The sequence below is a fragment of the Porphyrobacter sp. THAI-01a genome, assembly GCF_056868655.1.
Map to the genome: position 1 here is coordinate 1,991,427 of NZ_CP180579.1, position 16,707 is coordinate 2,008,133.

A 16,707-nucleotide genomic window follows, 5' to 3' on the forward strand; every position below is an offset into this window, starting at 1 on the left:
CTATTCCGCAGGCAGCGGCGTGGCCGCACCCAGCGCTTCGATATCCGCGCGCCGCTGGTCGCCCATGGCGGTGGCCTTGCGGCGCCGGACGTCGACCTGCACGCGCCCGGCGATGGCGAGGATGCCGCCCAGCCCGATCAGCAGCCCGCCATACCAGATGAAGGTGACGAAGGGCTTCCACCACACGCGGATCTGCCAGCGCCCGTCCTCGGCCTGATTGCCGATCACGGCGTAGAGCTGGCCGTCCCAGCGGGTCAGCAGCGCGCTCTCGGAGGTCGCCTGCGGGGGCGACCAGAAGCTGCGCGCCTGGGGGTTGAGGATCACCGGTTTGCCGCCGTCACGGCTGACCGCCAGCCGCGCCTCGATCGCGGTCCAGTTGGGTCCGGCCACAGGGGTGACGCTCTCGAGCGTGACCGCGAAATCGCCGACCTGCTCGGTCCCGCCCGGGGCGACCGCGGCGAGGCGCTCCTGCGAGAAGGCACCCTCGCAGGCCATGCCGAACAGCGAGACCGCGACACCGAAATGCGCAATGACCATGCCCCAGGTCGACAACGGCATGCGCATGACATTGCGACCACGCAGCGGCAACAGCGCCGCCACCGCCAGCGCCGCCGCGAGGCCAAGCCCGAGCAGCGGCAGCAGCGGGAACTGCCCGAAGAAGCTGACTAGCGCGATGGTGCCGATCACCAGCGCCGCGATCAGCGCCAGCTCGAACTGGAGCCGGGCGGGCTTGTCGCTTTTCCAGCGCAGCAGCGGGCCGACTGCCATCACCAGCAGCATCGGGATGGCGAAGATCGCCGAGGCCGGGTTGAAATAGGGCGGGCCGACCGACACCCGCACGTCGAAGGCCTCGGTCAGCAGCGGATAGAGCGTGCCCAGCAGCACGATCGCGAGGATCGCCGAGAGCATCACGTTGTTGAACACCAGCGCGCCCTCGCGGCTCATAGCGGCGAACCGCTTCCCTTCGGCAACCGCCCCTGCGCGCAGGGCGAAGATGGTGAAGGCCCCGCCGATGTAGAGGCCGAGCAGGGCGAGGATGAAGGCCCCACGCTCCGGATCGACCGCAAAGGCATGGACGCTGGTCAGAACGCCCGAACGCACCAGGAAGGTGCCGAGCATCGACATCGAGAAGGCGAGCACGCCGAGCATGATCGTCCACGTCCGCAGCGCGTCGCGCGCGGCGAGCACGCTCACCGAATGCATCAGCGCCGTCGCCGCGAGCCATGGCATCAGCGAGGCGTTCTCGACCGGGTCCCAGAACCACCAGCCGCCCCAGCCCAGTTCGTAATAGGCCCAGTAGGAGCCCGCCGTGATCCCCAGCGTCAGCAGCACCCACGCGCCCAGCACCCAGGGGCGCATCACCCGGGCGAAGGCGGGGTTGACCTCGCGCGTCAGCAGCGCGCCCATCGCAAGGGAGAAGGCCACCGAAAGGCCGACATAGCCCGCATAGAGCGTCGGCGGGTGGATCGCGAGGCCGATGTCCTGCAACAGCGGGTTCAACCCCGTCCCCTCGGCCGCGGGGACCGGCAGGCGCTCGAAGGGGTTCGAGGACAGCAGCAGGAAGGCATAGAAACCCAGCGCCACGAAGCCCTGAATCGCCAGCGTCGCGCCCATCGTGCGTTCGGGCAGGCGCTTCTCGAAACCGGCGAGCAGGCCGCCCGACAGCGCCAGCACCCCGACCCACAGCAGCATCGAGCCCTCGTGGTTCCCCCAGGTGCCGGTCAGCTTGTAGAGCAGCGGCTTCATCGAGTGCGAGTTGGACGCGACCAGCTTGATCGACAGATCGGTGATCGCGAAGGCATAGAGCAGCAGCAGGAAGGCCAGCACCGCAAGAAAAGCCTGCACCACCGCCGCCGGACGCGCATAGATCGCCAACGGATTGGCTTCTCCTTCTGCGCTGCGCAGGGCGAAGGCGCCCGAGACCATCTGCAGCACGGCCAGCGCGGCGGCGAGCCACAGCGCGGCAAGGCCGATTTCCGCGATCATGTGCTGGCCCTCACCCCGGTTCCGATCCCTTGCGTCACTGCGCTACTTCAGCCCCACCGTCGTCTCGGCGGCCATCTTGACGGCCTGCTGGCTGCCCATGCCCTCGAGCTCCTTGGGGACGTAGTTCTCGTCGTGCTTGGCGAGCAGGTTGGTCGCCATGAACACCCCGTCGGGGCCGAGGCTGCCCTCGGCGACCACGCCTGAACCCTCGACGAACAGATCGGGCAGGATGCCACTGTAGCGCACCGGAACGGCATCGGCGGTGTTGCCGGTGACGAGGAAATTGACCGTCACGCCATCCGCCTCGGTCCTGATCGAGCCCTTCTGCACCATCCCGCCGAGGCGCACCGCCTGGCCCACCTCGGGCGGATCGGAGGCCATCTGTTCGGGGAGGTAGAAATAGTTCGCCTGGTTGCGCAGCGACCACGCCGCGAGCAGCCCCGCGCCGAGGATCGCGAGAAGCGCGATGATCACCAGGACCAGACGTTGATGCTTGGCCTTCATGCTGCGTCCCTCATCAGCGCCGCCTGGTCGCGTCGCGTCGCGCCTCGGCCCGCACCATCGCGCGCCACGCCCAGATAATCAGCAGGGCGAGCGCAAGGCCACCCACACCATAGGCCAACCACACGAAATCCCACTGGTTGAGCTCCTCGCGCATCACGCCTGCTCCATCGCGGGCGCGGCGGCGGCGGGCGCGGGTGCATCATCGTCGAGCGCGCGGCGGCGCAGGCGCGCCTCGACCTGCGCCTCGGCGATCAGGGTGCGCATCCGCATCAGCACGATCGCGCCGAACAGCAGCGAGAAGCCGAGCACCGCGATCAGCAGCGGCACGAGGAAGGTCGGTTCGATCGCGCTCTTGCCGGCGGTGATGCTCGGCGGCTGGTGGAGCGAGTTCCACCACACCACCGAACGGTTGATGATCGGCACGTTGATCGCGCCCACCATGCCGAAGATGGCGGCGATCTTGCTGGAGGAGCCTTCCTTCTCGGCCGCCTCGGTCAGGGCGATGTAGCCGGCATAGAGGAACAGCAGCACCAGCATCGAGGTGAGCCTTCCATCCCACTCCCACCAGGTGCCCCAGGTCGGGCGGCCCCAGATCGATCCCGTCGCAAGGCAGATCGCGCAGAACACCATGCCCGGCACCGCGATCGCGCGGGCCGAGAGCGCCGCCAGCGGGTGCTTCCAGATCAGCAGCATGGCGCTGGAAATCGCGATCCCCGCCCAGCCGCCCATGCCGAGCCAGGCGGCGGGCACGTGGATGAACAGGATACGCACCGTCTCGCCCATCAGCCGGTCGGGCGGGACCACGAACAGGCCCCAGGCGACCGCCCCCAGCGACAGCGCCAGCCCGCTCCAGAACAGGAGCGGCATCAGCCACTTCGCAAGGGCAAGGAATCGGGTGGGGTTCGCGTAGATGTGCATCGGTTTCGCAGTCAGGGCGGGCTTGTAGCCTTACACCCGTTCCCGACAAGAGCGCAAATGGCACCGGGGCGGAAATGTTCCCGCCGCCCGCCCCTTCAGCCGCGGCCGATCAGGGCCTGCGCCATGCGATCGGCGACGACATCGGAGGACACGCCGCTCGCGGCGCTCTCGGCCCAGATCGATTCGAGCCGCCCGGGGATCTGCGCGATCAGCGCTTCGACCTCGGCGATGTCGCCGTCGCGCCCGTCGCGGCGGGCGAGGTATTCGGTCGCGACCGAAATGATGCCGCCCGCATTGATGACGTAGTCGGGGGCGTAGAGGATGCCGCGCGCGGCCAGCACCGCGCCGTGCTCGGGGCGGGCAAGCTGGTTGTTCGCCCCGCCCGCGACGATCGCGCAGTCGAGCCCGGCGATGCCGGCATCGTCGAGGATCGCGCCCAGCGCATTGGGGCTGAACACGTCGCACGGGGTCGCCATGATCGCATCGCTCGCAACCGCAACGCCGCCCAGTTCCGCGGCCAGAGCGGCGGCGCGGGCCGCGTTGATGTCGGCGAGGGTCAGCTTCGCGCCGTCCTTCGCCAGCAGCCGGGCGACGCCGCCGCCGACCGAGCCGGTGCCCTGCACCGCGACATGGACGCCAGCGAGGCTGTCCTTGCCGAGCTTGTGCCGGACCGCCGCCTTGATGCCGAGATAGATGCCCTGCGCCGTGAACGGGCCAGGATCGCCGCCCGCGCTGCCCGCGCCGGTGACCGGCAGGCCGGAGACATGAGCGGTGCGCTTGGAGACCGCGACCATGTCGGCCTCGGAGATACCGACGTCCTCGGCAGTGACGTAACGCCCGCCCAGAGCCTCGACTGCGTCACCGAAGGCGGCGAGCATCTCGGGGGTCTTGATGCGCTGCTCGTCGGCGAGGATCACCGCCTTGCCGCCACCCATCGGCAGGCCGGCCATGGCGTTCTTGTAGCTCATCCCGCGGGACAGGCGCAGCACGTCGCGCATGGCGCCGGCCGGGTCGTTGTAGTGCCAGAAGCGGGTCCCGCCCGCTGCCGGGCCGAGATGGGTCGAATGGACCGCGATGATCGCCGTAAGCCCGCTCGCCCGGTCGTGAACCAGTGTCACCTGCTCGTGCGCGTCGAAATCGGGCTCGGCCCAGAATGCGGTCATGTCAGTCCCCTGTCCGGCGCGGGACATGAGGCAACCACTGGGGGACGAGAGGGGGAAGATGGGGCGACCAACGGGGTTCGAACCCGTGACCTCCGGTACCACAAACCGGCGCTCTAACCAACTGAGCTATGATCGCCACACGCCCCTGCCCGCATACCACCGTTCCGGTTGCTGCCAAGCCCTGCGCGAAGCGCTGCGGTTGACGCAAGGCGGGCACACCGTCAAGTGCGCCGACAAGGGAGGCGCGCCTCTTGCACAAAGCCCTGCCGAAGGGAAGCGAAAACTGCGCTGGCGGGGCGTTCGCGCAAGAATGTTTCGCGGGCCCAAAACCGTTGCGACGGACGGGGCGCGTCCTATCCTGCCGTGCCATGACCACGACCAGCGAATCCGTCGCCGCGCGGCTGGCCGCGCAGCCCGCCATGCAGCGCGTGCCCACCCCGAAGGCCGAGCTGTTCCAGCTGCGCCGATTCGTCGCGCCCGATCTCGCCGCCGAGCTGATCGCGCTGATCGATGCCGACCGCCGCCCCTCGACCATCGCCGACGACAACGGCGATGCCTATTTCCGCACCAGCGAGACCTGCGATCTCGCCGCCAGCCTTCCGGCCGTCCAGCGCATCGAGACGATGCTGACCACGCTGTCGGGCATCGATCCGGCCTTCGGCGAGCCGCTCCAGGGGCAGCGCTATGCCGAGGGGCAGGAGTTCAAGCCCCACACCGACTATTTCGCGCCGGGTGGCCGCGATTTCGAGCGTTACTGCGCCCTGTCGGGCAATCGCACCTGGACCTTCATGATCTATCTCAATGACGTTGCCGCGGGCGGCGCTACCCGGTTCAAGCTGCTCGACAAGACCTTCCAGCCCGAGGCCGGCAAATTGCTGTGCTGGAACAACCGGCTGGCCGATGGCGGGATCAACCATGCGACGCTCCACCACGGGATGAAGGTCAGGAAGGGCGTCAAATACGTGATCACCAAGTGGTATCGCGAGCGCGAATGGAGGGGTTGATGGCGGACTATGCGGACATCGCGGCACGGTTGCAGGCGCGGCTCGCCGAGTTGACGGCGCGGGCCGAGGGGATCGAGGATGACCTGCGCGGGCCGCTCGATGCGGATTTTGCGGAGCAGGCGATCGACCTCGCCGATGACGAGGCGCTGGAGGGTGTCGACGAGATCCTCAGGGCCGAAGCGGTGCAGGTGCGCGCGGCACTCGCGCGGATCGCGCAAGGCACCTACGGCACCTGCGCCAATTGCGGCGCCGACATCCCCCGCGGGCGGCTCGAGGCCCAGCCGGTCGCCACGCGCTGCATCAGGTGCGCGGCCTGAAACGAAAAAGGCGACCCCGTCGGGCCGCCCTCCTCGTTGCGGGCCGAAGCCCGCGCAGCTTGTGATGAAGCTTACTTCTTGAGGCTGAGGCCGCCGAAGCGCTTGTTGAACGCGGCCACGCGGCCACCTTCGGAAACCTGCTGCTTGCCGCCGGTCCAGGCGGGGTGGCTCAGCGGATCGATGTCGAGCGCGAGCACGTCGCCTTCCTTGCCCCAGGTCGAGCGGGTCTGGAATTCGGTGCCATCGGTCATCTTGACCGTGATCATGTGGTAATCGGGGTGACCTTCGGCCTTCATGGTGCAGTTCCTTGTCAGCGTGGCGCCGGTTCCGACCGGCACAGCTATGAATGGGAAGCGCGCGCCTTAGTGGCCAACGCACCGGAATGCAACCTCGATATTCTCGCTCGCCGATCAGGCGGGGGGATCGGTCATCATCGCGGTGAATTCGACCTCGCAGGTGGTCTTGCCCTCGACGCTCGCCACGCCCTTGAACTTGTAGACGCGGCTGCGCTTCTGGGTGAATTCGACGTGGAGGTCGAGCAGGCAGCCCGGCGTCACGGGGGCGCGGAACTTGGCGTTCTCGATCCCCATGAAGATGACGAGCTTTCCGGTCCCGGCCAGCTCCATCGTCTCGATCCCGAGGATGCCGGCGGCCTGCGCCAGCGCCTCGATCTGGAGCACCCCGGGCATGATCGGCGCGCCCGGGAAATGGCCCTGGAAGAACTGCTCGTTCATGCTCACGGCCTTGACCGCGTGGATGCGCTCACCAAGGGTGATGGCCTTCACGCGGTCGACCAGCAGAAGCGGGTAACGATGCGGCAAGGCCTTGAGGATCTTGACGATATCGTAATCGAGCACCTCTGCCGGCGCGCTCCCCGCTTCGCTCATGTTGCCTGCTCCGCCTGCGTTCAGCGACCGACCGGCGCGGCCGGGTTGCCCTGCTGGGCGCCCGCGGCCTGCTGCTGCTGGGCGAGCTGCGCGGCAATGGCGAGACGCTGCTGGATGTCCTGGAAAATCTGCACGCCCTCGCGGCTCGGCTGCCAGCCCGAGGGCGGCACCACGCCGACGGCCGGAACCTTGGTGTTGAGCGCCGCGGTCACCTGCTGGGTGATGTCGGCTTCGGGCGGAGCGAAAAGCAGCGAGGACGGTTCGATCACGAACTTGATCTGCTGCTTGGTCGTCACGTCCTGAAGCGCGGCCGGATACTGCATGATGATCTGCTCGATCGCGTAGACGCGGGCGGAATCGATCTGGTTGCTGAGGCCCTGGATTTCCTGCTCGAGGGTCTGGAGCTTGGGGAAATCGGGCGACTTCTGCATCGCCTGCTGCTCGGTGTCGTCGACCTGCTTGTCGCCGTTCTTGTCGAACTTGGCGAGCAGGGTCTGGCGCTCCTGCGCCTTGGTGCGGCGCAGCTCGTTCTGCTGGGCATAGGTGGTGTTGACCTGCTCGTAGGCGGTCTGGAAGGCGGTGGTGCCGATGATGGTGCGCGAGATGTCGACCGTGGCCATCCGGCCTTCGACCTGCGCCTGCGCGGGCAGCGCGGCGGTGGCAGCGAGGATCAGGCCGGCAGGGGCGATCAGTTTGGCAAGACGTGTCATCAGAATTGGGTTCCTACGTTGAAGGTGAAGCGCCGCTCGTCGTCGCCTTCCACCCGGCGGATGGATTGGGCGAAGTCGATGCGGAAAGGACCGAAGGGCGAGTTCCAGTTGACCCCGATCCCCGCGGTGATGCGCGGGCTGGGGGTGTTGCCGAGAAAGAGCTCGCGGATGTTGGTGTTGGGCTGGATCAGGCGGATGTTGGGCGCGCCGTCCGGCTGGGTGGCATCGATGGTGGTCGTGTTGGTGCCCGGGACCTGATAGAGCGGACGGCCCTGGTCATCCACGATCGGGGTGCCGCCCGGATTGACCGTGAGCACCGGGGTCTCGACCCCCCACAGCGCGCCGACGTCGGCCCAGATCGAGGGCCTCAGGCCCAGTTCGCGCGCGCCGGTGCCGAGCGGAATCTCCAGCTCGGCGCGGCCGAGGTAGTAGTTGCGCCCGCCGATCGCGTCGTCACGCACCTGGCGCCGCTCGGTGAAGAACAGGATGTTGCCGTTCTCGTCGAGCAGCGGGCGGTTGAACTGGTCGAGCTGCGAGGTCTGGGTCAGGATGCGCGGGCCGACCCCGCGGATCGCATAGCCGCGGAACTGCGGTTCGCCGAGGAAGAAGCGGTCGGTCAGCAGCACGTCGTCGACGCCGGCGCCGGGGCGTTCCTGCAGCGGGATGATCGTCCCGCCCTCGGCGAGGACCGAGAAGATGAAGCCCGAATTGCCGACGTTCCAGAACTGCTGCGCGCGGCCGCGGAAGCGGGTGTAGCGCACGTCGCCGCCGAGGCCGGCGAACTCGGCGCTGAGCGAAATGGTCTTGCCGCGCGTCGGGCGGATGCGCGAGTTGAGCGAGTTGTAGTTGATGCTGAGGCCGACGATCGAGCTCAGCCGCTCACCGATCGCGTCGCACAGGAAGCGGCCCGCGCGCAGCGGATCGCATTCCAGCGTGCCGTCGCCGTTGATGTCGGAGAAGAACAGGTTCTCGTCGAGCGACACATCGTCGTAGTTGAGCGTGTAGCTGCCGACGAGCGACATGTATTCGGTCAGCGGCACGCCCGCGCGCATCGAGAAGCCCGTGGTGGCCTGCTGGAAGGTCGTGTTGCGGTTGTTGCCGGTGAAGTTGAAGCTGTTGAAATCGCGCCGGTAGATGTCGATCCCGCCGGAGATGTTGCGATCGAAGATATAGGGGTCGGAGAAGCTCACCTGCGCCGAGCGCGAGAACTGCGAGTAGTTGACCGATAGGCCGATGGTCTGCCCGCGCCCGCGGAAGTTGCGCTGGCGGATGGAGCCGGCAAGGATGAACTGCTCGATCGAGGAGAAGCCCGCCGAGAACTGGAGTTCGCCGGTCGGGCGCTCTTCCACGTTGGCCTCGAGGATGATCCGGTCGGGGGCGCTGCCCTCGGTCTGGGTCACCTCGAAGTTTTCCTGGAAATAGCCCAGCGAGTTGATGCGCGCGGTGGTGCGCTGCACGCCCAGCGAATTGAAGGCGTCGCCCTCGGCCAGGCGGAACTCGCGGCGCACGACCTTGTCCTGCGTCAGCGTATTGCCGTTGATGTCGACCCGTTCGACATAGACGCGCGGCGCCTCGCGCAGGACGAAGGTGACGTTCATCTTGCGGTCGGCCGGGTTGCGGTTGAAGCGCGGCTGGACGTCGGCGAAGGCATAGCCGTAGCGGCCGGCGAGTTCGGTCAGCTGCTCGACCGTGTCCTCGACCGTCTTGGCGTTGTAGACATCGCCGTTCTTCATCGGCAGCTGGGTGCTCATCACCTCGCTGTCGAAGTCACGGAGCTGGCTGTCGACCTTGACATCGCCGAAGCTGTACTGCTCGCCTTCCTCGACCACGTAGGTGATGATGAAGTCGCGCTGGTCGGGGGTCAGCTCGGCGACGGCCGAGACGACGCGGAAATCGGCATAGCCCTCGGTCAGGTAGAACTGGCGCAGCTTCTGCTGGTCGAAGGCGAGGCGATCGGGGTCGTAGCTGGTGTTCGAGCTGAAGAAGCTGGTGAGGCGCGCCTGCTTGGTCACCATCTCGCCGCGCAGCTGCCCGTCGGAGAACTTCTCGTTGCCGAGGATGTTGATCTGGCGGACCTTGGACTTGGGGCCCTCGGAAATCTCGAAGACGATGTCGACGCGGTTCTGCGGCAGCTGCACCAGCTTGGGCTCGACCTTGGCGGCGAAGCGGCCCTGGCGCTTGTAGAGCTCGATGATGCGCGCAACGTCGGCGCGGACCTTGGAACGGGTGAAGATCTGGCGCGGCGCGAGCTTGATCTCGGGCACAATCTTGTCGTTCTTGAGCCGCTCGTTGCCTTCCAGCACGATGCGGTTGATCACCGGGTTTTCGGTGACGTTGATGACGACGTTGCCGTTCTCGTTGCGGATCGAGGAATTGGCGAAGAGCTCGGTCGCGCCGAGATCCTTGATCGCCTCGTCCGCGGCGGCGGCGGTGTATTCCTGTCCGACGCGCAGGCGGATGTAGCTGAGGATGGTGGTCGGCTCGAGCCGCTCGGCCCCGACCACGGTGATGGTGCGGATCACGTTGCCGCGCGGGGCCGGGGCAGGCGCCGCCGGCTGCGCTGCGGGAGCAGGCTCGGCCTGCTGCTGCGCCATCGCGAGCGAGGGCACGCCCGCAAGGATCGAGCCGCAGCACAGCAGGCTCGCCAGCCGCACGGCGGGGCGCAGGTGGGCAGGGTTGCAATCGGCCGGCACCGCGCCCGTCTCGCTCAATCGGTTCATGCAGCTAAAATCCCGTTCTCAACCCTGTGCGCCGCGTGCCTTGCGGCCCGTGATGCCAACCTGCCAGCTACCTGCCGCGCCCGCCCTCGCGCCGCCTTGTGTCCCGAGCCACGCCTCTGCCCGATGTGCCCCGCGCAATCAAGCCGCGACCGCCTCGCCCCGGCGTGCCTATCCACCGCCCGGATCAGCTGCCGAAGATCGGCAGCGTGACAATGTCGTTCACCGTCACCACCACCATCAGCATCAGCACCAGCGCAATCCCGGTGCGATAGGCCCACTCGGTCGCCCGCGGCCCCACCGGCTTGCGGCGGATCGCCTCGGCCAGGTAGAACATCAGGTGCCCGCCATCGAGCGCGGGGATTGGCAAGAAGTTGATGAATGCCAAATTAAGCGAGATCAGCGCGGCAAGGCTGATGAAGTTCAACGGCCCGAGGCTCATCTGCTCGCCCGAGAACTTCGCGATCTTGAGCGGGCCGCCCATCTCGCTGAAAGAGCGGTCGCCACGGATGATCTGGGCGATGCCGGTGATCATCATCCGTCCGGTGTCGAGACACTGCTGCACCGCCATCGCCGCCGCCTCGCCGACCGAAAGGGGCGCATAGCGTTCCTCGGTCTCGAGCGTGCGGATCCCGATCAGGCCGACGGTCTGGCTGTTGCCGAAATTGTCGGTGAGCTGCTGCGAGGCGGTCGTCACCGGCAGGTCACGGCGCGCGCCGCCCCGCTCCACGGTGATGACGAAGCGGTGGTTGGGCCGCAGCATGATCGTCTGCTGGATCTCGCGCCAGCTGGTCATGTCCACGCCGTCGATCGCCACGATCCGGTCCCCGACCCGGAAACCCGCCGCCTGCGCCCGCGAGCCTTCAGTGAAGGCGGCGACCGTGCCGACCTCGTCGGGCTCGACCGGCAGGGGCTTTCCGAAAGCGAGGTTGAAGGCGAAGAAGATCGCCAGCGCGACGAGGATGTTGGTGACCGGCCCCGCCGCCACGATCAGCGCGCGCTTCCACAGCGCGGCGCTCTGGAAGCTGCCCTCCTCGACCGGCGCGTCCGGATCGGGCACCGAGGCGGGGTTCATGTCGCCCTTGAACTGGACATAGCCGCCCAGCGGCAGCGCCGAGAGCTTCCAGCGCGTGCCCTGCCGGTCGGTGAAGCCCGCCAGCTCCTTGCCGAACCCGACCGAGAAGGCCTCGGCGCGAACCCCGAACAGCCGCCCGACGAGCAGATGGCCGAGTTCGTGGAGGGTGACGAGCGGTCCCAGCAGCAGCAGGAAGCCGATCACGTACATCCAGAAAGGCGGGCTCTCAAACAAGGGCGTTGGTCTCCAGCAGGGCCTGTGCCTGCATCCTTGCGGAATTGTCGACGGCAAGCACTTCCTCGAGGCTCGCCGGGCGCGGCGCGTCGTTGCTGCGCGCGAGGGTTTCCTCGACCAGTGCCGCAATGCGGGTGAACCTGATCTGACCGGCGAGGAAGGCCGCGACCGCGACCTCGTTGGCGGCGTTGAGGATCGCGGGCGCGCTGCCCCCTGCCGCAATCGCCTCGCGCGCAAGGCGGGTGGCGGGAAAGCGGTCCTCGTCGGGCGGGAAGAAGGTCAGCTCGCCGATGGCGGCGAGATCCAGCGGCGGGAGCGGCGTCTCCATCCGCTGCGGCCAGGCAAGGCACGAGGCGATCGGCACGCGCATGTCCGAAGGCCCGAGCTGCGCCAGCGTCGAACGGTCGCGGAATTCGACCATCGAATGGATCACGCTCTGCGGGTGGACGACGATCCCGAGCCGGTCGAGCCCCACCGGGAAGAGGTGATAGGCCTCGATATATTCGAGCCCCTTGTTCATCATCGTCGCGGAATCGACGCTGATCTTGGCGCCCATCGACCAGTTGGGGTGCTTGACCGCCTCGGCCGGTGTCGCCGCGTCGAGCTGCGCCTGCGACCAGGTTCGCAAGGGGCCGCCGCTGGCGGTGAGGGTGATCTTCGCCACGTCCTCGATCCGGTTGCCGGCCAGGCACTGGAAGATCGCGTTGTGCTCGGAATCGGTCGGCAGCAGGGTCGCGCCGTGCTTCGCGACCGCTTCCATCAGCACCTCGCCCGCCGAGACCAGCGCCTCCTTGTTGGCGAGCGCGATGGTGCCGCCGCGATCGACCGCCGCCATGACAGGGGCAAGGCCCGCGCAGCCGACGATTGCCGCCACGGTCATGTCGACCGGCCGCGCCGCCGCCTCGACCAGCGCCGCGCGGCCACCCGCGGCCTCGATCCCGCTGGAACCCAGCGCCTCGCGCAGTTCGGGCAGGCAGGTCTCGTCGCCGACCACCGCGAGCTTGGCGCCGAATTCGATCGCGAGCGCAGCCAGCTCCGCCGCGCTGCACTGCGCGGTCAGGGCCTCCACCTGCCATTCGTCACGATTGCGCCGCACCAGATCGAGCGTCGATGCCCCGATCGAGCCGGTCGCGCCAAGCAGGGTGAGCGTCCGCGTCATCGCTGCATCATCCCAGCAAAGCGGGCAGCGTGGCAATCACAAACAGCACGAAGAACACCGCGATGAAGCCGTCGAGCCGGTCGAACAATCCGCCGTGTCCCGGAATGAGCGCACCCGAATCCTTCAGCCCCGCGCGCCGCTTCATCCAGCTTTCGAAGAAATCCCCGGCCTGCGCGATCACCGCGATCAGCAGTCCGGCAAGGCCCGCCATCGCGAGATCGAGGGCCGTATAGCCCGGCACGAGCGCGGCAGGGCCGATATCCAGCAGTTCGACGACCACGCCCACCAGTGCCGCCAGCGCGGCCCCGCCGCCCAGCCCCGCCCAAGTCTTGGCCGGGCTGATGCGGGGCGCGATCTTGGGTCCGCCGATCGCGCGTCCCGCGAAATAGGCGCCGACATCGACCGCAATGATGGGGAGGATGAAGCCCGCGAGCACGCCCAGCGGCGCATAGCCCGACAGCTCGGGGTCGGGCAGGATCTGGCGGCCGTTGCGCACCGCCATCATCGCCAGCGCCGCCCCGCCGACATAGACCACCCCGCCGAAGAACCACAGGGTCTCGGCCACCGCCGACTGGCCGAAGCGCCCGACCAGACGGTTCCACTCCCACAGCACGCCGAGCGCGAGCAGCGCGACGAAGGCGGTCCAGAACCAGCCGCCCAGCCACAGCGCCCCGCCGGCCAGCACCAGCATGACGATGGCGCTTGCGAACCGCACCGGCAGGTCGCTCACCCCCGCCTTGGGATCGCGCACCCGCGCATCACCGTCCGCCATAGCGCCGCTCCCTCCGGGCAAAATCGTCGAGCGCGCGGGCGAGGTGCTCGGGCGCGAAGTCGGGCCACAGCGTGTCCACGAACAGCATCTCGGCATAGGCCGCCTGCCACAGCAGGAAGTTCGACAGGCGGATCTCGCCGCTGGTGCGGATCAAGAGGTCGAGCGGGGGCAGATCGGCAGTGTCGAGATGGGCGGCGATGGTCTCGATGCTGATCTCGCCCTCGCTAGCCGCCTTGGCCGCCGCGCGCGCGATCTCGTGCTGGCCGCCGTAATTGAGCGCGACCGCGAGCGTCTGCCGGCCGTTCGCGGTCTGCGCGAGGGCATCTTCCAGCATCGCGACGATATCGGGCGCGAGGCTCTGCCAGTCGCCGATGATCTTGAGCTTGACGTTGTTGGCGACGAATTCGGGGAGGTCCGATTTGATGAACCGGCGCATCAGGTTCATCAGGTCGTCGACCTCCTCGTCGGGCCGCTTCCAGTTTTCCGAGGAGAAGGCATAGAGCGTGAGGCATTCGAGCCCGGTCGGCTCCAGCGCGCGGACCAGCCGCCGCACCGCCTCCACGCCGCGCTGGTGGCCGACCGCACGCGGCAGGCCCCGCTTCTTGGCCCAGCGGCCATTGCCATCCATGATGATGGCGACATGTCTGGCGCGCGTCTGGTCCAATACCATCCCCAAATGTCCGTTCGCCTCGAGCGAAGTCGAGAGGCCCTGCCCGCCCTTGTGTCTCGACTGCGCTCGACACGAACGGGAGGCGGACCTCAGGATCGCCTTACTGCGTCAGGATTTCCTGTTCCTTCTTGGCCGCCGCCTCGTCGGTTTCCTTGACGTATTGGTCGGTCAGCTTCTGGACCTGATCCTCGGCGCGCTTGCGCTCATCCTCGGAGATTTCCTTCTTCTTCTCGTCGGTCTTGAGGCTTTCCATCGCATCGCGGCGCACGTTGCGGATCGCGATCTTGGCCTTCTCGGCATACTGCCCCGCGAGCTTGGCCAGCTCCTTGCGGCGCTCCTGCGTCAGGTCGGGGATCGGCAGGCGCAGGGTCTGGCCGTCGATGATCGGGTTGAGGCCGAGGTTGGCATAGGCGATGGCCTTCTCCACCGCGTGGAGGTTCGACTTGTCCCACACCTGTACGGAGAGCATCCGCGGCTCGGGCGCGGAGACGGTGGCGACCTGCTGGAGCGGCATCATCGAGCCGTAGACCTCGACCTGCACCGGATCGAGCAGGGTGGTGTTGGCGCGGCCGGTGCGCAGGCCCTGAAGGTCGCTCTTGAGCGATTCCACCGCGCCCTTCATCCGGCGCTCGACATCGGCCTTGTCAAATTGCGGCATGGCTGGGTTCCTCTCTGATGTCAGTTGTCTTGAACGATGGTCTGGACACCCTCGCCCGCCAGCACGCGGGCAAGGTTGCCCTTCTCGCGGATCGAGAAGACCACGATCGGAATCTTGTTGTCGCGGCACAGCGCCACGGCGGAGGCGTCCATAACCTTCAAGTTGTCCGCGAGCACCTTGTCGTAAGTGACGGTTTCGAAACGCACGGCCTCAGGGTTGTGCTTGGGATCGCTGTCATAGACCCCGTCGACGCTGGTGCCCTTCAGGAGCGCGTCGCAGCGCATTTCCGCCGCGCGCAGGGCCGCGCCGCTGTCGGTGGTGAAATAGGGCGCGCCGACGCCGGCGGCGAAGATCACCACGCGGCCCTTCTCCAGATGGCGCTCGGCGCGGCGGCGGATCACCGGCTCGCACACCTTGTCCATCTCGATCGCCGACTGCACGCGGGTCTGCACGCCGAGCTGCTCGAGCGCATTCTGCATGGCGAGCGCGTTCATCACGGTCGCCAGCATCCCCATGTAATCGGCCTGCGCGCGGTCCATCCCCTTGGCCGCCCCCGCCATGCCGCGGAAGATGTTGCCGCCGCCGATCACGAGGCAGATCTCGAGCCCGGTTTCCTTGGCCGCCTTCACCTCCTTGGCGAGCTCGGCGACGAATTCGGGATCGATCCCGAACTGCTGGTTGCCCATCAAGACCTCGCCCGAAAGCTTCAGGAGAACGCGCTTGATCGTGGGGAGAGACATGAGGCCTCGGGGCTCCTGCTGAAATCGGGTGGGGGGCACTTAACGGGACCAGCGCCAAATCGCAAAGGGTAAGCGCGATGCCTGGCACGGAAACGGCCGCCGCAGCATGTCGCTGCGGCGGCCGCCTTGTGTGTTCGAAGCCGGATCAGCCCTTGAGGGTCGCGGCGACTTCCGCGGCGAAATCGACTTCTTCCTTCTCGATGCCTTCGCCGAGCTGGAAGCGGACGTAGTCGACCAGCTTGATCGACTTGCCGGCGTCCTTGGCCGCCTTGGCGATGTATTCCTCGACCGTCGCCTTGCCGTCCTTGACGAAGATCTGGCTGAGGAGCGCGTTTTCCTTGGCGAACTTCTTCACCGCGCCTTCGACCATCTTGGCCTGCACGTCGGCGGGCTTGCCGCTTTCGGCAGCCTTTTCGGCGGCGATCTTGCGCTCGCGCTCGATCACGTCGGCATCAAGGCCGTCAGCATCCAGCGCCTGCGGGAACATCGCCGCGGCGTGCTGGGCGATGTCCTTGCCCAGGGCGTTGAGCGTGTCGGCGTCGGCATCCGATTCCAGCGCGACGAGCACGCCGATCTTGCCGAGCCCGTCGGCGGCCGCGTTGTGGATGTAGGGCACGACCGCGCCCTGCGTCACCGCGACCTGCTTGATGCGGCGGATCTGCTGGTTCTCGCCGATCGTGGCGACGTTCTCGGTCAGCTTGTCACCCACGGTGCCGCCGCCCGGATAGGCCGCCGCCTTGAGGGCTTCGACGTCGCTGGTGCCGGTTTCGAGCGCGACCGCGGTGGCGTTGCGCACGAAGCTCTGGAACTGGTCGTTCTTGGCGACGAAGTCGGTTTCCGAGTTGATCTCGACGGCCACGCCCTTGGTGCCCTGCACCAGAACGCCGACCAGACCTTCAGCGGCCGTGCGGCTCGACTTCTTCTGGGCGGTGGCGAGGCCCTTGGCGCGCAGCGCGTCGACCGCAGCCTCGATGTCGCCATTGGCTTCGGTCAGCGCCTTCTTGGCGTCCATCATGCCAGCGCCGGTGCGCTCGCGCAGCTTCTTCACGTCGGCGACGGAAATATCGGCCATGGGTGTTTCCTTTTCGTGTGTGTTCGGGCGCCCGGCCCTGCTCTCTCCGGATGGAGGGCAATGCCGGGCGCGCTAGAGGGGGATTGTGACGGGCGATTGACGGAGCAACCGCCCGTGCCGG

The 16,707-nt window shown here is 67.6% G+C and carries 18 protein-coding genes and 1 tRNA gene; 2 read left to right on the top strand and 17 right to left on the bottom strand.

Translation table 11 applies throughout. From position 1 onward, the window contains the following. The 6 genes from ACMX37_RS09670 to ACMX37_RS09695 form a co-directional block, all read right to left on the bottom strand. A complete protein-coding gene (locus tag ACMX37_RS09670) occupies positions 1-1,986 on the bottom strand; it encodes a heme lyase CcmF/NrfE family subunit (protein ID WP_483145727.1) in 1,986 nt (661 codons plus the stop codon). A 42-nt stretch (positions 1,987-2,028) separates the two neighbouring features. Beyond that, entirely contained in the window at positions 2,029-2,490 is a 462-nt protein-coding gene (gene ccmE / locus ACMX37_RS09675; RefSeq protein WP_483145728.1) for a cytochrome c maturation protein CcmE, read from the bottom strand. Positions 2,491-2,503: 13 nt separating this feature from the next. Next, positions 2,504-2,644, bottom strand: coding sequence for a hypothetical protein (locus ACMX37_RS09680; protein WP_483145729.1), 141 nt, complete (start codon positions 2,642-2,644; stop codon positions 2,504-2,506). Next, positions 2,644-3,408 carry a heme ABC transporter permease CcmC gene (ccmC, locus tag ACMX37_RS09685; protein WP_483145730.1) on the bottom strand — a complete coding sequence of 255 codons (765 nt, stop codon included), beginning with the start codon at positions 3,406-3,408 and terminating at the stop codon, positions 2,644-2,646. Before ccmC ends, ACMX37_RS09680 begins: the two co-directional genes overlap by 1 nt. Positions 3,409-3,503: 95 nt before the next feature. Then, positions 3,504-4,571 (bottom strand): Glu/Leu/Phe/Val family dehydrogenase, encoded by a 1,068-nt coding sequence (locus ACMX37_RS09690; RefSeq protein ID WP_483145731.1) that lies wholly within the window; start codon positions 4,569-4,571, stop codon positions 3,504-3,506. 59 nt (positions 4,572-4,630) lie between these two features. Continuing rightward, positions 4,631-4,707: transfer RNA gene (locus ACMX37_RS09695), tRNA-His, on the bottom strand. Positions 4,708-4,939: 232 nt separating this feature from the next. Between ACMX37_RS09695 and ACMX37_RS09700 the strand changes: the two genes are divergently transcribed. Both ACMX37_RS09700 and ACMX37_RS09705 read left to right on the top strand, forming a co-directional pair. Next, complete coding sequence (locus ACMX37_RS09700; RefSeq protein ID WP_483145732.1) at positions 4,940-5,575, top strand: prolyl hydroxylase family protein; 636 nt, start codon at positions 4,940-4,942, stop codon at positions 5,573-5,575. Beyond that, on the top strand, positions 5,575-5,892 hold the full coding sequence (locus ACMX37_RS09705; RefSeq protein ID WP_483145733.1) for a TraR/DksA family transcriptional regulator: 318 nt from the start codon (positions 5,575-5,577) through the stop codon (positions 5,890-5,892). The genes ACMX37_RS09700 and ACMX37_RS09705 overlap by 1 nt, the downstream gene beginning before the upstream one ends. 71 nt (positions 5,893-5,963) lie before the next feature. Here the strand turns inward: ACMX37_RS09705 and rpmE are convergent, their stop codons facing one another. The 11 genes from rpmE to tsf form a co-directional block, all read right to left on the bottom strand. Further along, positions 5,964-6,188: a 50S ribosomal protein L31 gene (rpmE, locus tag ACMX37_RS09710; protein ID WP_088913924.1), complete on the bottom strand. Its 225-nt coding sequence runs from the start codon at positions 6,186-6,188 to the stop codon at positions 5,964-5,966. 114 nt (positions 6,189-6,302) lie between these two features. Beyond that, entirely contained in the window at positions 6,303-6,779 is a 477-nt protein-coding gene (gene fabZ / locus ACMX37_RS09715; protein WP_088913923.1) for a 3-hydroxyacyl-ACP dehydratase FabZ, read from the bottom strand. Between the two features lie 20 nt (positions 6,780-6,799). After that, positions 6,800-7,489, bottom strand: coding sequence for an OmpH/Skp family outer membrane protein (locus tag ACMX37_RS09720; protein WP_483145734.1), 690 nt, complete (start codon positions 7,487-7,489; stop codon positions 6,800-6,802). Continuing rightward, positions 7,489-10,209, bottom strand: a complete 2,721-nt coding sequence (gene bamA, locus ACMX37_RS09725; protein WP_483145735.1) for an outer membrane protein assembly factor BamA — start codon at positions 10,207-10,209, stop codon at positions 7,489-7,491. The genes ACMX37_RS09720 and bamA overlap by 1 nt, the downstream gene beginning before the upstream one ends. A gap of 184 nt (positions 10,210-10,393) precedes the next feature. Next, positions 10,394-11,491 (bottom strand): RIP metalloprotease RseP, encoded by a 1,098-nt coding sequence (gene rseP, locus ACMX37_RS09730; protein ID WP_483145736.1) that lies wholly within the window; start codon positions 11,489-11,491, stop codon positions 10,394-10,396. Positions 11,492-11,507: 16 nt separating this feature from the next. After that, positions 11,508-12,674: a 1-deoxy-D-xylulose-5-phosphate reductoisomerase gene (gene dxr / locus ACMX37_RS09735; RefSeq protein WP_483145737.1), complete on the bottom strand. Its 1,167-nt coding sequence runs from the start codon at positions 12,672-12,674 to the stop codon at positions 11,508-11,510. Between the two features lie 7 nt (positions 12,675-12,681). Then, the gene (locus ACMX37_RS09740; RefSeq protein WP_483145738.1) at positions 12,682-13,446 is read right to left on the bottom strand and encodes a phosphatidate cytidylyltransferase; all 765 of its coding nucleotides are present in this window, start codon (positions 13,444-13,446) and stop codon (positions 12,682-12,684) included. Next, the gene (gene uppS / locus ACMX37_RS09745; RefSeq protein WP_483145739.1) at positions 13,433-14,116 is read right to left on the bottom strand and encodes a polyprenyl diphosphate synthase; all 684 of its coding nucleotides are present in this window, start codon (positions 14,114-14,116) and stop codon (positions 13,433-13,435) included. The genes ACMX37_RS09740 and uppS overlap by 14 nt, the downstream gene beginning before the upstream one ends. A 100-nt stretch (positions 14,117-14,216) precedes the next feature. Further along, complete coding sequence (gene frr, locus ACMX37_RS09750) at positions 14,217-14,774, bottom strand: ribosome recycling factor (RefSeq protein WP_285710900.1); 558 nt, start codon at positions 14,772-14,774, stop codon at positions 14,217-14,219. 20 nt (positions 14,775-14,794) lie between these two features. Then, the gene (gene pyrH / locus ACMX37_RS09755) at positions 14,795-15,514 is read right to left on the bottom strand and encodes a UMP kinase (RefSeq protein ID WP_483145740.1); all 720 of its coding nucleotides are present in this window, start codon (positions 15,512-15,514) and stop codon (positions 14,795-14,797) included. A 145-nt stretch (positions 15,515-15,659) separates the two neighbouring features. Next, positions 15,660-16,586: a translation elongation factor Ts gene (gene tsf / locus ACMX37_RS09760; RefSeq protein ID WP_088913914.1), complete on the bottom strand. Its 927-nt coding sequence runs from the start codon at positions 16,584-16,586 to the stop codon at positions 15,660-15,662. Positions 16,587-16,707 lie beyond the last annotated feature (121 nt).